Origin of the sequence: Psychrobacillus sp. FSL H8-0487, assembly GCF_038008385.1 — a bacterium.
GTDB classification, from domain to species: domain Bacteria; phylum Bacillota; class Bacilli; order Bacillales_A; family Planococcaceae; genus Psychrobacillus; species Psychrobacillus psychrotolerans.
Genome location: NZ_JBBOZA010000001.1, coordinates 284,100 through 299,493, shown reverse-complemented (window position 1 = coordinate 299,493; position 15,394 = coordinate 284,100). Strand labels below are relative to the sequence as shown.

Genomic DNA, 15,394 nt, shown 5'->3' with positions numbered 1-15,394 from the left:
GAATCCCACCTTACAAAACAAACAGATTATTTAAATTATACTGTATAAACAGGATGATACATATCTTATTTCGGAAGAAGTGCACCAGATTCTTACAGTTTTGAATTATCAAATTGGCTGAATCCATTTCATAATTTCATATTTTGGCTGACCTCTTTGTGTTTGTCTCTTTAAAGGTGTTGCGTTTGCTAGGGATAGCCCTTGGCCTAGAAATTTATTCACATGCAAATACTTTGCTTTTTTTAAAGAAAAATAGACACCTCTATTTGGGTAGGGTATCTATTTTTTATAGTAGGTATATGAACGAAGTGGAAATTTACTTTAGAGGGATTTCCACTATGGCAGTTGTTTTTAAATCGGCTGATGATTCAATAGAAATATTTCCGTTGTAACCATTTACAACTTCCTTCACAATAAACAATCCCTGACCCCTTATTTTTCCTTGTTCTTCTTTTTTAGTAGAATGCCCTTGTTTAAAGATTAGTTCTTTATCGCAAATTTCAGTTCCTGTATTAGTGACTATAAATACATAATGAGTATTATTGGATGAACACTCTATGAGTATGCTACGTTCTCCCTCAGGTAGCTCCATTGTTGCATCCATCGCATTATCGATTAAATTAGACAAAATAATAATTAAATCAGTTGTTTTTATACAGTCAAAAGAAACAGGAGAAATCACAATATCCATGTGAATACGATTATTTTGAGCAGCAATTTTTTTCGTTTGCAACAAAATGGAAAGCCCAGGATGAGCTATATCTATTTTTATAGATTCTATTGCTTCTACTTCTTTAAAAAGAGAGGAAGCATATTGTAATGCCTTATCCGACTGCCCTATTTTTAAAAGTCCATGCAAAACTAAAATATGATTTGAAAAATCATGTCGTAATGAAGAAACAGAGGCTATTAGCGTTTTCATCTCTGTTTGATATGTATCCTCTGTATACCCAACTTCCTTAGCAACCTCTCTTCTGTACCATCTTTGCATAAACAAAAAGGAGACAATCACGATAAAAACAAAGAGTCCGTTGAATATTAAGGCTAGTATATTCCTTTCTAGTGCAGCACCTTTAATCTGGTTGATGGTATTTGCACTAGTATCGATACCTAAATACCCCAGTATCTTTCCTTCTTCGTTCTTAATAGGGGCACCAACAGATAAATAATCTCCATAACCTGGATCCTTCAGCACACCGGTTATATAAGTTTGTCCTTCATAAGCTTTTTTAACTTGCTCTTTTGGTACCGTACATGCAAACCCTATCGGATAATCAACTAAACTCTCAATCTCACCAGAATGACCTAATATCATTGTTTTAGAAACCTTAGGATTATCGACCTCTAATGTGTAAACATATAAGGAGCCCAACTTTTCTCGAGCATCACTTAAATAGATTTGAATTTCTCGAAAGTGTTCATTTTTCTCTGGCTTATCCAAAAATTTCTGATACGTTTCTACATCTATTGAGGATGCAATGGACTTGGCAGCCTCTAAACTTTGGTTTGCAACTGACTCTTCAATTGTATGTTTCATCCTCACATATGATATATACACATTTAAAGCAGAAAAAAAGAGTAATAATACAACAGACAAGAAGAAAATTACTTTTACTTTATGACTTTTCATATATTTAGTACTTCCTTAGTTTATTTCTATTAAAAACAAGATTATTCGACAAATATATTGTAAATAATGTAATTATACTATAAATCACCAACAATAACCTTGAATGTACACATATCCCATTTTTGCATTACCACTTTTAGAGTGTATACTACATTTGTATTGTTTTTTTAAGCACCATTTCAAGGAGGAATTATGATGCACAACATGGAAAGCATTTTAGAAACTAGAGATTATATTAGGAGTAAGACAGATCATCGTCCTGTAATCGGAATGATCCTTGGCTCAGGCTTAGGTTCGCTTGCCGATGAAATTAAGAACCCCACCAAAATTCCATATAGCGAGATCCCCCATTTTGCGAAATCTGAAGCAATTGGACATGCAAACGAACTAGTCATCGGAGAATTAAACGGAAAAATAGTTGCTGCTATGAAAGGACGCTTTCACTACTATGAAGGCTACACGTTAGATGAAGTAACCTTCCCAGTACGTGTTATGAAAGCACTTGGTATAGAAAAAGTAATTATTACCAATGCATGTGGTGCAGTAAATACTAGCTTTAACCCAGGTGACTTAATGTTAATTACAGACCACATTAACTTAGTCGGGGCCAATCCTTTAATGGGACCAAATAATGACGAATTAGGCACCCGTTTCCCGGATTTATCAGAAGTATATAACAAAGAGCTACGTAGTATTGCAGCTAAAGTAGCAAATGATCAAAATATTCATTTGCAAGAAGGTGTATATGCTTGGTGGAGTGGACCAACTTATGAAACTCCTGCAGAAATTCGTATGTTCCGCACTCTAGGAGCTGACGCAGCTGGTATGTCTACCGTTCCCGAAGCAATTGTAGCTACTCACAGCAGTATGAAAGTACTTGGTATTTCTTGCATTACGAATATGGCAAGTGGAATATTAGATCAGCCACTAAATCATGAGGAAGTAATTGACGTTGCTGGAAAAGTAAGAGTTAAATTCGTTGGATTAGTTAAAGGAATTTTGGAAGAGATCTAAGTTAAATAGATTAAATTGACTTTAATACAAAAAGAGTGGTCTCGAAGGACCACTCTTTTTGTGCTGTCATAGCTGCTCGGAGGGGAAGAAAGGAAGTTTCAAATCCTACGACACCTGTTACCCGAGATTTTATAGATTTTTTATCGCTAAATATTGAGCGTTAGAATATAAGAGCTTTGATGGTTAACCTTTTAGCTTTAAGGGTTGAGCTTTAAGCTTTATAGCTTTCGTAAATACTATAGTTGGGAGCAGGGATTTACCCAGACCCTGCAAACGGGGAAACTTTCTTCTTTTTCGCTATAACAGCAAATTCCAAGCTTACTTATTGTTTAATAGTGATTAGTGTACGAGCATTAATTTCACTTAGCGCTACATCTACGTCATCTTCAAAGGATTCAATATCTAAAGCCATCTTAGTGGTGATTTCTTTTATGTGGATCGGGTCAATTAGTTTTGTTTCCTCAGATTCCCAAAACAACTTTTTGTAGCCTTCCACCGCTGTTAAATCTGTTTTACCATCTTTAGAAATCATATTATTTAACTGTGTGTCTAATCGATCTTGTGCAAGTTCATTATTCACTTCTACTTTTTCCTGAGACTGAGCATAATCGTTATTCATCTTACGAAGGAGAGTTTTTTCAATTTCAATAAAGTTTTTACGCTCAATTGCATCAGCCACCGTCATTTTGACTCCGGAAACCTCTACTAAAGTTGTAGCGTTAGATTCTACAATGGTTTTTTTGATTTGTTTTCTGCGATCCATCAAATCTTTTATGGATTGTATACTTTCTTTCGCTTCCTTTTCAAACTCCTCAACGGTCTTAAATCCACGAATATTCTCTTTCGGTTTTTTAGAGGCTGCGAAAGTTGTCTCATTAATCTTTTTTAAAATGCGCGCATCCAATGTTTTTAACTCACGTAAAGCTTTTGTTATAGAAATCTCCATCGGCATTTCTCTCCTCAGTTGTCAATTATGGTAATTATTAGTCTACTGGAGATTACTAGGGTATTCAAGTAATTACCTTGTTACAACCATATCATTCGTAAATGTCTATATTCGTAATTTGATAATAACCCGAACTATTGATTACTACCGTGTATACTTTATTCCGATTGTAATACGTGTATTCACCAGCCGCATTTATAAAATCAAATTCCTCGTTAGTAGAAACTAGTGCATAATCATCATACATCTCTACACCAGTAACAGTATTATTAGTGAAGTCAAAGGTCATTCCCTGCCCAGCAATTTCTTGTATATATACTTCTAAGTCCTGGTAGGCAATACTATCCGGTTGTAGCATATCATTAATCCAATAAAAATCCTCGGCATCGAGAGCCATCTCGTAATATTCTCTAAATGTAATGATGAAATTAGTTAAAGTCTCCTCTTCAAAGGCAAAATAATTCCATTCATCTTCGGTATACTCTTCTTCATAAGTATCTTCTGAAATATTTTCATCACTATATGTATATTCTTCATAAATGCCAAAAAGAGATGCAACCTGTTGACCACTCATAGGATTGGAAACCCAGCTGTCTACTAGATCTGTCACGCTGTTCATAGGAATGGAAAATCCAAACAAATTATTTTCTTTGTAGATAAGCGAGTTAATCCCTATGACCTTTCCTGTCTTTGCATCTACTAGAGGACCGCCACTGCTTCCTTTGTCAATTTGGGCATCAATTTGATATAAATGTTCATATACAAAACCGAGTTCCATATCCCGATTGATACCTGTCAAGTATCCAATGGAAGCAGAGTTTTCAAACCCTTGAGGACTCCCAAGTGCGATGACTTCAGTGCCAATAATTGAATCTTCAGCCTCGGTGAAGAGTGGTTTTACTTGTGCATAATCATTAGATAAAAGGAGAGCAACATCAGATCTATCCGAAATACCTATTACTTGAGCCTCGGATTCTTTCCCAGCAGAGTTCCGTATTATTACATTTGTGTGCCCCGCTACAACATGTGCATTCGTTACAATGTAACCGCCTTGGCCATAAAGAAATCCAGAACCTTGGCCCCCGTCGTCGGTCAGAATCGTGAACACTTTTGGCATAGTTTCCTGTATTACCTGTGTTTTATCTTTTGCTATTCCTTTCACTTGTTCATTTTTCTTTGCTTCCGTCTTAATTGTTAATGGAGCTGTAGCAGTTTCATTTGGAGGTCTTTCCCTGTCAACTCCCTCAACCTCTTCATTCTCTGTAAAAACAATTTCCTTAAACCCATAACCAACCCCACCAAGTGCTAGCAAAAAGAAGATGATTCCAGCAATCAGTATACCTTTAACGCCACTTTTAGTAGAATTTAATATTTCGCCACAGCCTGCGCAAAAATTTGCTTTCTCATCGTTTTTTACCCCGCATTTGGAACAATACATAATCCCGCCTCCATCTATATCCTTTACCTACTATATTTTTTATAAAATCTCTATATCAACTGGTAATACCTCTGACATTTTCCTCTTTATTTCTTTTGATAATATTCTTTGTTCCTTCTTCAGGGGATACCCAATTCCCCAATAAATACATTTTCTTAAATGCACTAACAAACCTTTTACAACTTTGAAGATGTTACTGTTTGTTAAAATAGGAATTATTGATAAATGCACAAACTTTATACTATATTTTTTGGAACTTTAAGGATTTTTATTAAGCTATTTTTATTATAAGGCATCTGCAAATAATAACCAATACTTGTAAACAACGATTTTTAATTGTTATATCCTACTTGTTTGTATTCAATAACCTCTACATAATCTGTAAAATCATAAATAGCCTTCCAAGTCTATTGGAAGGCTAAATTATAATATTTTAATTTTTATATAATCATTCAGAAAGAAGACGTTTTTCCTTCATTACATAAACCCGACTCAAAATAAGCGCTCCGATTGTCTGAATAACGGTTTTCACGATAATTTGCCCTACAATAGCGGCTGGCACGGCTTCCCATGGAAGAATATTTGCTCCCAGAGGACTCAAGCCTATTATGACAAAAATGACTGAATCCAGGAATCCACCAACAATCCCACTATAGAATACACGCCAAGCCATGGGTAGTTTCAATCTTGTATATATCTCTGTATCTGCTGTTTCAGCAACAACAAATGAAATTGCCGATGCAAATACAATTAATAATGTATCTCCCAACATAAATGACACTAATGCTGATAATGCTAAAGCTATGAAAATGAATAAGTACGTCTTTGCTCTACCATATTTGTTTTGTACAAGATCTCTAAAAATGAAGGTAGCACCCACGAACAATGTTCCCATAGGGACGATAAACATCCCGAACTGTAAAGGTGCAAAAGCTGCTGTTACGACATTAGCAATCACAATCGATACTAAATAAAATAAAATTCTCATAATGTTACTCCTTCAATAGATTTAGAAGTTAAATAATCTTCTAATCCTTTATTTCTCAGCTTACATGCTGGGCATTCCCCACAGCCATCTGCTATTACACCGTTATAACAAGTCAACGTTTTCTCTCGAACAAATTCGAGCGCTCCAAGCTGATCTGCAAGTTCCCATGTTTGTGCCTTGTCCAACCACATGAGTGGTGTATCGATCACAAAAGTAGTATCCATAGAAAGATTTAATGTGACGTTTAAGGATTTCACGAAAATATCACGACAATCTGGATAACCACTAAAATCAGTTTCACACACTCCAGTTACGATATGCTTTGCACCTACCTGGCTCGCTAAGACCCCAGCAAAAGATAAAAAGAGCAGATTTCGACCAGGTACAAAAGTCGACGGCAATCCCCCATCTTCCCCGTCCTCTACCTTTATGTCATCTCGCGTCAAAGCATTCGGTGCCAACTGATTTAAAAGCGACATATCCAGAATGTGATGCTTTACACCAAGCTCCTTAGCTATTTCCTTTGCACATTCGATTTCAAGACTATGTCTTTGCCCATAATCAAAAGTCACTGTCTCAATCTCTTTAAAACGTTCTTTTGCCCAAAACAGACAGGTCGTGCTATCCTGTCCTCCACTAAACACAATAATTGCCTTTTCCTGCTTCACCCGTTTAAACTCCCTTATATCGACAAAACAGCACCATAAGGAAGAATGCTGTCATCTTCTGAATTTTTTAGATTGTCTATCTCTAGCGCCTAGCCCCTAGTTTCAGGATTTTAGCACTTCTGCCTTACATATGATTATTCCATTAACGATTATCAATTTTCTCTGGATATAAATCATGGTTCATCAAACGAAAATCTGCTATTTCTACATATTTCGTTCCAGGTCTTCCATAATTACACCAAGGATCAATAGAAATACCTCCACGTGGAGTGAATTTACCCCATACTTCGATATATCTTGGATCTAGCAATTCGATTAAATCGTTCATGATGATGTTCACACAGTCCTCATGGAAATCCCCGTGATTCCTGAAACTAAATAAATATAATTTTAACGATTTACTTTCTACAATTTTTTTATCCGGTATATACGAGATGTACATCGTTGCAAAATCCGGCTGATTGGTAATTGGGCACAAACTTGTGAATTCTGGGCAGTTAAACTTCACAAAATAATCCCGAGTAGAATGTAAATTATCTACCGACTCCAATACCTCAGGTGCATAATCAAATGAATATTTTGTGCCTTGGTTCCCTAACAGTGTTAAATCCTTCAAACCTTCATCATGACTTCTTCCAGACATAATAAAAAAACCTCCTATAAAAACTGTTTCCCAACACTTTCAAAAGAGGCTTCACAGACCAATCTATACAAACAAAAGGATAAAAACAAAAAAGCCACGTCCAAATTATATGGACATGGCGAATAGTCATGTATCCATAGTTTTTTATAGAGGGTATAAGCTATGAACCTCTCCCGGTCAAGTACGGGTATGCAATCATAATATAGAATATTGACCAAGACGTCAAATAGGCATTCTAGTCAAATGAATTTCCAAATCTCCATTTAAGAGATTCAAAACTTTTTTATAATATCATGCATAAATTTGAACTAGATTGCCTATATTGATAATAGAATACGAGATTAAAGGAGGAATAGAGATGAAACATCCATTAAGCTTACCCGAACAATTACCCGAAACAACAGAAGAGCTATTAAAGCTTATATTACAAACTATCTTAGCCTAGGAGAGATTTAGATTATCAAAGAGACTCAGAAACATAGAAAAGTAGATACCTCTACTATGTGGAGTATCTACTTTTTGTTATATGTACTCCCTACCCCGGCTTATCCAATAAGTTCCTCATTGCCTTCACTGTATATCTCTCCGTACTATATCTACTTAACATTTTCTCCAATCAGCTTTAAATACCACCCCATTCATAAATTATTAAACAAACAGCAAATCATAAATGTTCCCCCTCTATTAATACCCATATAGAAACCACAGTTAGATATATAACAATCAGTAAATTCCAATCATTTAAAGTTTCTTGCTGATCATTACTTTAAAATCAGCTATGATATAGGTATAAACTGAAATTAGGGTGATACATAATGAAAAAATTAGTCCATGTAGTTGGGGCAATTATTGAAAATGACAAAAGCGAAATATTTTGTGCGTTAAGAAGTCCCATTATGTCACTTCCCGATCTTTGGGAGTTCCCGGGTGGTAAAATTGAAGCTGAAGAAACACCCGAGCAGGCTTTACAACGAGAAATTACAGAAGAATTTAATTGTACAATTGTGGTTGGTCAAAAAGTAGAAGATACGACTTATGAATATGAAAAATTTATCGTCAGACTCGAAACTTATAAAGCGAAATTATTAAATGGTACTCCAATTGCAACGGAGCATGCCGACACAAGATGGGTTACTCGGGAAAATTTACATACACTGAACTTTGCTGCTGCTGATATTCCAGCAGTTGAAAAAATAGCGAATGAAAGTATGTAATTTGGAAAATTTGAATGAAAAGAAGTGGTCAAGTTGGATCAACTAATTCGCAAAATGAAAAATTCCTTACATAAAGGCTTTATTGATAAAAGTAATCCCGTTTCAGGACAGTTTAAGCCTAAGCTGCTATCAAATAAAGCACATGAAAATGTTTTATCCACACTTCTTCAAGAGATGAAAACGTGCCAAACCTTCACTTTTTCCGTAGCTTTTATTACTGAGGGTGGTTTAGCAACTTTAAAAACTATGCTATTAGACTTGCAGCTAAAAGGGATCAAAGGCCGCATTATGACATCTACTTTTTTAAATTTCAATCAACCTAAAATGTTTAAAGAATTATTAAAACTAGACAATGTCGAAGTCCGTCTGACTGGCGTGAAAGGCTTCCACTCTAAAGGTTATATATTCGAACATAAAGACTATTATTCTTTAATAGTAGGAAGCTCAAATCTAACGGATAGCGCTTTAAAAGCTAACTATGAATGGAATATCTATTTAACTTCTTTGGAAGATGGAGAAATCATCCACCACTTTAAAAATCAGTTTGAAGAAGCATGGAATGAAGCCATCCCTCTAACTGTAGATTGGATTAACAGCTACAATCTGAATTATGAACAACAGCCCTTCGTTAATCAGGCAACCTCCAACGTATTTGAAGTGAACGCAGAATATCTCACAAACCAATTGGCCGATAGTCTTGCTATTCAACCAAATAAAATGCAAAATGATGCGCTGAAACAATTAAAAACTCTTCGTGAAACCGGTGCTAAAAAAGGATTAATTGTCTCAGCGACTGGGACAGGAAAAACATATCTATCTGCTTTTGATGTTCGTCACTTTGCCCCTAAAAAGATGCTCTTCGTTGTTCATAGAGAACAAATTTTAAAGAAGGCACTTCAAGACTACCGAAAAATATTAGGGGGTCATGAAGATGATTTCGGAATACTTTCAGGTAATTCAAAAGACACAAATGCAAAATACTTATTTGCAACAGTTCAAACACTCTCTTCAGAACGGCATTTACAGCAGTTCGAAAAAGATGAATTCGACTATATACTAATAGACGAAGTACATCGTGCGGGTGCAGATTCCTACCTGAATATTATTAATTATTTTGAGCCTAATTTCTTACTTGGAATGACAGCGACTCCTGAACGTACGGACAGCTTTAACATCTTTGAGCTCTTTGATTACAATATAGCTTATGAAATTCGGCTACAGGCCGCTCTTGAAGAGGAAATGCTTTGTCCATTTCATTACTTTGGTGTGATAGATTATGAGAGGAATGGAGAAATAATTGATGACACATCTACCTTGCAACAACTTGTATCGCAAGAGCGTGTTCATCATATTCTCGAAAAAGTTAACTACTATGGCTATTCAGGAAAGCGGGTACGAGGATTAATTTTCTGTAGCTCTAAGCAAGAATCACATGCCCTTTCAGAAGTGTTAAATGCCCAAGGCTTAAAAACTATTGCCCTTACAGGTGATAATTCACAACCTGAAAGAGAAGATGCAATTCGTAAATTAGAACAATACCAACTAGATTATATTTTAACCGTAGATATCTTTAATGAGGGTATTGATATTCCGTTTTTAAACCAAATCATCATGCTACGCCAAACACAGTCAAGTATAATTTTTATTCAACAACTGGGACGTGGACTACGCAAGCATAATGAAAAAGAGTATGTAACTATTATTGATTTCATCGGCAACTATAAAAATAACTATTTAATCCCTATTGCTCTTTCAGGTGACCAATCCATGAATAAGGATAATGTCCGCCGTAGAACGGTTAATACTGACTATATCCAAGGTGTTTCAACAATAAACTTTGAAGAGATTGCTAAGAAACGCATTTTTGATGCAATCGATAATAAAAAGTTAAAATTGTACAATATGGAGTTTCTCACTACTCCGTACAAAGAGTTAAAAAATCGATTGGGAAGAATACCTCTCCTGATTGATTTCATTAAAAATAATTCGATTGATCCTGAAGTAATCTTTGTAAAAAAGAAAAACTACTTTGACTTCTTAGTAAGTATGAATGAACCTGTTGCAAATATAAATGATTATGAACAAGCAATATTAACCATTTTTTCTCAAGAGCTTATAAACGGCAAAAGAATTCACGAAGTATTACTAGTACAAAATCTAATTTACAATAGTGAATTAGCTCAAACCGATTATATAAAACTACTAAGTGATTATGGAACTTATAGTAATAAAGAAACCATTTATTCTGTAGAAAATTTATTATCTTTAAAATTTTTCGTTACAACTGCTCAGAAAAATTATGGGTCAGAACCAATTGTAATTTTAGATAACGGAAAATATAAGCTAAATAGTAAGCTACAGAAAAGTTTAGAAAACGAGGAGTTCAGGAAATTATTACAGGATATAATTATATGTAGTTTTGAAAAAAATAAAAAATATAATAAACAGACGCCTTTAACAATATATGAGAAGTATTCAAGAAAAGACGTATGTAGACTTTTAAATTGGAGTAGTAATGAAGAAGGTACCTTAAACGGTGGAAGAGTGAAAATGAACACCTGTCCTATCTTTGTAAACTATCATAAGACTGACGAAGATAATTTAGAAGTAAAATATATGGATGAGTTCTTATCAACAGACATTTTCAAATGGTGTTCAACAAAAAACAGAAAAGTTACAGCTAAAGATATTGCTCCTATTGTAAACTCTTCTGCAGCAGATATAACTGTTCATTTGTTTGTAAAAAAACATAATGGTGAGGGAAAAGATTTCTATTACCTTGGTGAAGTTACTGTAGATTCAAATAGCGCAGAAAACGATACACTAATAGACCAAGGTAAAATCTACAATGTAGCTACTATGAACATGATTCTTGAACAACCAGTACAATACGATATTTATCATTATTTAGTGGAAGAATAATAAGAATGTAAAAGAGTATCATCAATGAAGTTTTTACTGTAAAAATACTTTTTTCATTAAGTAAGAAAAGTTTTAGGCGTAATTCGTAATATTTCCCGGGAAATCGACAATTTTCATGTAAATAAACAGCATAAGAAAACAAATCCAAGAGAAGAATAATTTTAAGGGAATGAAAACTTTCCTTATACAGTTAATGTAGAGCATATAAAATCTCTAACATCTCTTCTACGAATTGTATTTTCCCTGCACGTTACTGGATCATCATATAAACTTGTATGTATTTTTCTCCATGCCGCTCCATGTAAAATGAATGAATGAATAACAAAAAACGCCCAATGGGCGTTTTTTATCTAACATTGTTCAAGTAAGAAAATTGCACAACTTTTTAGTCTAACGATTATTTTTATTACCTGTTAAATTCTTTGCAGCATTTTTAGTTGCATCAACAGTGTTCATTGCAACATTTTCTGTAGCCTCTAAAGCATTATGCGCTGTTTCAAATGCAGATCCTGCTGTGTATTTGATGCTCTTTGCGACACTTTTGTTATTTCTTTGATCTTGATTATTTTCTTGATTAGTCATAATTTCACCTCCTAAACACAGGGTTAGGATGTGTATTATTTGGTAAATTATTCGTACTACATCTCACTTAGAAACCAAAGCACACCATTTCTATATACCTTCTCGAACCAGTTCTTGCTGATTTTTAATCGTTTAATTGGTCTAATAACCCAATTAAACCATTGATAATTAGTCGCTAGTGTCTTTTGGGATACTGTATTGTTGTTTAATATTCCGAATGTCTACACCATACTTTTTTCTAGATGAACTAACACTCAACCTCTGAATGCCATTAACGGCTTGTGTTCCATCTGACAACATAATCCATTCCACGGTGAGAGAGATACTTCAACACCTCTTGAAAGCCAATTCCATCCAATTCTAACGCTTCTTCATCGACTTTAGCTTCATTACCCATTGTTTATCACCATGAACTTTGTCAATCTCGTTTAGTTTGTAAGCCATTCCATATCTTAACTATCCTTGCCATGTAGAATGTCATCTCGCCTATTTATCTATATTTTCACAAACACAGTACTAAAACAGAATTCCTCGATGTACTACCTTCATGAGCTATGAATTTCATACAATCTTTTTTTAGTTGTCCAATGCATAAATTTCTCAAAAAAAGCACTCGTTGTCATTAGTAGACAATTAAGTGCTTTAATCAATGTTTTACTTCCTGTGTAGTTTAGTCGTAACTTAAGATTTCCATAAATAAAATCTATATAGAGTCTTTAAAAACATCTAGATCGTTTTCGTTTAATACCGCTTTTATTTTATTACCTTCAAAAACAACCATATATTCATTTGGTAAAGCAAGAACTTGTATGATCTCTGGTTTAATTTTTAGTAGTTGATAAGCATATAGAGCATACAACTCTGTAGTATTATCCTCCTCTACAGGACCTATATACCAACCTGAATCTCCTTTTTCAACATTTCCATTTCTTTGCAAATATATTTTCTCAAGTTCTAGTACACCTTTACAAAGTATGATTTTATCACTAAATTTTATTGATAAACCATCGACATTTATCTTTCTCAAAAAATGACCTTGTTCTAGTTGTACCCACAATGCTAAAGTTAAATCTTCTGTTATATCTTCAAATGGATTTCTAGAGTAATCAGGAGAGGTCAATATAAAATTCCCGGTTTCTCTCTCATGTAAATAATAGACGGACCAACCAACTTGTATAGAAAATCCATGAATTAAATTATTGCGGTCTACCTGTTCTAATATGACAAACAAACTTTCTATTTGAGGTTCTAATTCTTTTTCGGCAGTTACTATAATGTTTTTGCCCATAATAGTCTTTTCAAATTCCTTCATTTCTTCAACCTCTCTTCTATAGCTGCTTTTAGGATTTCCCTAGCTCGTTTCTCTTTTTCTAGCATTTCTATTCTAACATTAACAGGTACCTCTCCCATCTTAGAATGTCCTTTCCAATCAGCCCAGCTATGAGCCCTCTTAGACGCATTCGAAGATTTTCCAAGACCAACAAAATTATCTTTTAGATTTAGAGTTTCTATTTGTTGTTCTCTAGTTAACCTATTAAATCCATCCATTTCAGTTATTTCTTTCATTGAAACAATATGGTCTGCTTCAAACTTATCAACTTCATACCCGTACACTGGGTCTACTTTAGGACCATCTGGATTAACCATTTTTCTTATATCATTACTTGGTGTCTTTTTCCTCAAATTTTTATATTCGTCTTTTGTAATACCGTTATCTGCACCCTTAACCCCACTCTCCACCCTAGCCATAGAAATCAGCTGATCCTTCAATTCGCTCCCATTCACTACGTTATAAGGAACTTGGCCTGCGCTCGCAAACTGTGTACGGGGTCCGTAGGGTAATAGATTAGCTAATGAGTCCGAGGCATTGTTGGCAGCCCCGACTACTTTTGGAGCAACTGCCTTTGTGACCGTGACCCCCGATTTGGTAAGTGCACCGACACCTTTTGTTCCAACTACTGAAGTGGCAACCGTGCCTAATGCATAGGTTACCCAGTGAGCACGGGAATTGGCATCTCCGTTGACCATATCACGTTCGTAGGAAGTAGTAATGGCCGACTTTATCGTGTTATATGTCTCTATCGGATTAGTAACTGCCTCTAACGTAGCATCCAGTGTGGCTTTCGGGTCCTGGACTATATCTACAATTCCAGTAACGAAATCTTTCCCTACATCAAATAAACCACTTAAAATTCCGTCTACTACTTCTAAACCAGTATCTACAAAAGACTTTTCTTCCTCTTCTTCACGTAGGCACACTTCTCCTTCAATCGTTGGCGTGGAAATGGTTAATGGGAGACTACATGCCACCAACTCCGCCCAAAGATCTGTTTGAAAATGAATATCCGTGAGATTACTTGTGAACATCTCTTCCATGTTATGGATCCACGTATCCATTGCCTGCATATCTTGCTCGAAAGGTAGTAAGGCTGCTGTCTGTGTTGCATCAAATTCTTGAAGTCTGCTTACTGTATCGTCTCGTTTTCTTTTTGCATCTAGAACGCCTTCTTGTACACCACAATCATGAAAGGTACCAGGTTCTAATACAATTTAGAATTGTTTTAGAACCTGGTACCCTAATTTTATTAAATTACTAATACTACTTTAAATTAACGAGTCTATTCATTTATAGATAGGTTTATTCTTTGTATAACTCTTTATTATTCCTCTTCATTCATCTTTTGCTTAAGATATTCAGCAATTTCTGTTTGTCCTCTTTCAATAGCAAATTCATAAGCTCCCATATTTTGCATAGTACCCCCTGTATACTTAGTGTTAATGTCAATACCATTCAGAACAAGATATTTTACTATATCGAGGTGCCCACCATAAATCGCTGAGAAAAGAGGATTTCTATTTGGGTCACTAGTATCTAATATTGCACCATTCTCAAATAAGAATTCTACAATACTAATTTCACCTTCACTAGCTGCATGTGCAATAGGTGCTGACTTTGGTACACCTTCGATTATGTTAATATCCATACCAGATTCAACTAAAAATTTTATTATATCCAATTTACCTGCTCTAGTTGCAACATGTAGCCACGTTCCAAAAGGGGTTACAAAATCTAGCAAGTTTTTATCAGTAATAACTATCTCTTTCACTAGTTCTAAGTCACCATTCTTAATTAAATCATAGATTTTTTTTGCTTTTTCCTTATTATCCACAGAATCCTCCTAAAGTATCTTTATTTTATGCTGCTTCTTCACCTAATAGCTTAAGCATTTCAACCATTTTTTCATGATTACCTCCAAAACTATCTACTTCTTATTACAACAATATCCGTATTCAAACGAACGAAACTAAACAACCAATTGCCGGTTCAATACCGTCAATTGGTTTCATA

14 protein-coding genes and 1 riboswitch are annotated in these 15,394 nt (G+C 34.9%); of the genes, 3 read left to right on the top strand and 11 right to left on the bottom strand.

The features are described from left to right. Positions 1-316: 316 nt before the first annotated feature. Positions 317-1,630, bottom strand: coding sequence for a GHKL domain-containing protein (locus MHI47_RS01505; RefSeq protein ID WP_340829138.1), 1,314 nt, complete (start codon positions 1,628-1,630; stop codon positions 317-319). Positions 1,631-1,825: 195 nt separating this feature from the next. Between MHI47_RS01505 and MHI47_RS01500 the strand changes: the two genes are divergently transcribed. Continuing rightward, positions 1,826-2,644 (top strand): purine-nucleoside phosphorylase, encoded by an 819-nt coding sequence (locus MHI47_RS01500; RefSeq protein WP_340831981.1) that lies wholly within the window; start codon positions 1,826-1,828, stop codon positions 2,642-2,644. Between the two features lie 322 nt (positions 2,645-2,966). Here MHI47_RS01500 and MHI47_RS01495 read toward each other — a convergent pair whose 3' ends face one another. The 5 genes from MHI47_RS01495 to queF form a co-directional block, all read right to left on the bottom strand. Continuing rightward, on the bottom strand, positions 2,967-3,590 hold the full coding sequence (locus MHI47_RS01495; protein ID WP_340829136.1) for a hypothetical protein: 624 nt from the start codon (positions 3,588-3,590) through the stop codon (positions 2,967-2,969). 91 nt (positions 3,591-3,681) lie between these two features. Beyond that, positions 3,682-5,028, bottom strand: a complete 1,347-nt coding sequence (locus tag MHI47_RS01490) for a trypsin-like peptidase domain-containing protein (RefSeq protein WP_340829134.1) — start codon at positions 5,026-5,028, stop codon at positions 3,682-3,684. Positions 5,029-5,476: 448 nt separating this feature from the next. Next, positions 5,477-6,016 (bottom strand): VUT family protein, encoded by a 540-nt coding sequence (locus MHI47_RS01485; protein ID WP_093536322.1) that lies wholly within the window; start codon positions 6,014-6,016, stop codon positions 5,477-5,479. Continuing rightward, positions 6,013-6,684 carry a 7-cyano-7-deazaguanine synthase QueC gene (gene queC / locus MHI47_RS01480; protein ID WP_340829133.1) on the bottom strand — a complete coding sequence of 224 codons (672 nt, stop codon included), beginning with the start codon at positions 6,682-6,684 and terminating at the stop codon, positions 6,013-6,015. Before queC ends, MHI47_RS01485 begins: the two co-directional genes overlap by 4 nt. A gap of 142 nt (positions 6,685-6,826) precedes the next feature. Beyond that, a complete protein-coding gene (gene queF / locus MHI47_RS01475) occupies positions 6,827-7,327 on the bottom strand; it encodes a preQ(1) synthase (RefSeq protein ID WP_093536326.1) in 501 nt (166 codons plus the stop codon). Between the two features lie 130 nt (positions 7,328-7,457). After that, a riboswitch (PreQ1 riboswitch) is annotated at positions 7,458-7,504 on the bottom strand. A 638-nt stretch (positions 7,505-8,142) separates the two neighbouring features. Between queF and MHI47_RS01470 the strand changes: the two genes are divergently transcribed. Further along, positions 8,143-8,541: a (deoxy)nucleoside triphosphate pyrophosphohydrolase gene (locus MHI47_RS01470; protein ID WP_340829131.1), complete on the top strand. Its 399-nt coding sequence runs from the start codon at positions 8,143-8,145 to the stop codon at positions 8,539-8,541. A gap of 33 nt (positions 8,542-8,574) precedes the next feature. Further along, a complete protein-coding gene (locus MHI47_RS01465; RefSeq protein ID WP_340829129.1) occupies positions 8,575-11,463 on the top strand; it encodes a DEAD/DEAH box helicase in 2,889 nt (962 codons plus the stop codon). Positions 11,464-11,853: 390 nt separating this feature from the next. On the opposite strand, the gene MHI47_RS01460 is transcribed toward MHI47_RS01465, so the two are convergent. The 5 genes from MHI47_RS01460 to MHI47_RS01440 all read right to left on the bottom strand — a co-directional run bounded on the left by MHI47_RS01460 (position 11,854) and on the right by MHI47_RS01440 (position 15,215). Beyond that, positions 11,854-12,045 carry a hypothetical protein gene (locus tag MHI47_RS01460; RefSeq protein WP_340829128.1) on the bottom strand — a complete coding sequence of 64 codons (192 nt, stop codon included), beginning with the start codon at positions 12,043-12,045 and terminating at the stop codon, positions 11,854-11,856. Positions 12,046-12,316: 271 nt separating this feature from the next. Further along, entirely contained in the window at positions 12,317-12,442 is a 126-nt protein-coding gene (locus MHI47_RS01455) for a hypothetical protein (RefSeq protein WP_340767990.1), read from the bottom strand. Between the two features lie 306 nt (positions 12,443-12,748). After that, positions 12,749-13,357 (bottom strand): immunity protein Imm33 domain-containing protein, encoded by a 609-nt coding sequence (locus MHI47_RS01450; protein ID WP_340829127.1) that lies wholly within the window; start codon positions 13,355-13,357, stop codon positions 12,749-12,751. Continuing rightward, positions 13,354-14,595, bottom strand: coding sequence for a T7SS effector LXG polymorphic toxin (locus MHI47_RS01445; protein WP_340831980.1), 1,242 nt, complete (start codon positions 14,593-14,595; stop codon positions 13,354-13,356). Before MHI47_RS01445 ends, MHI47_RS01450 begins: the two co-directional genes overlap by 4 nt. A 110-nt stretch (positions 14,596-14,705) precedes the next feature. After that, positions 14,706-15,215 (bottom strand): ankyrin repeat domain-containing protein, encoded by a 510-nt coding sequence (locus MHI47_RS01440; RefSeq protein WP_340829126.1) that lies wholly within the window; start codon positions 15,213-15,215, stop codon positions 14,706-14,708. Positions 15,216-15,394 lie beyond the last annotated feature (179 nt).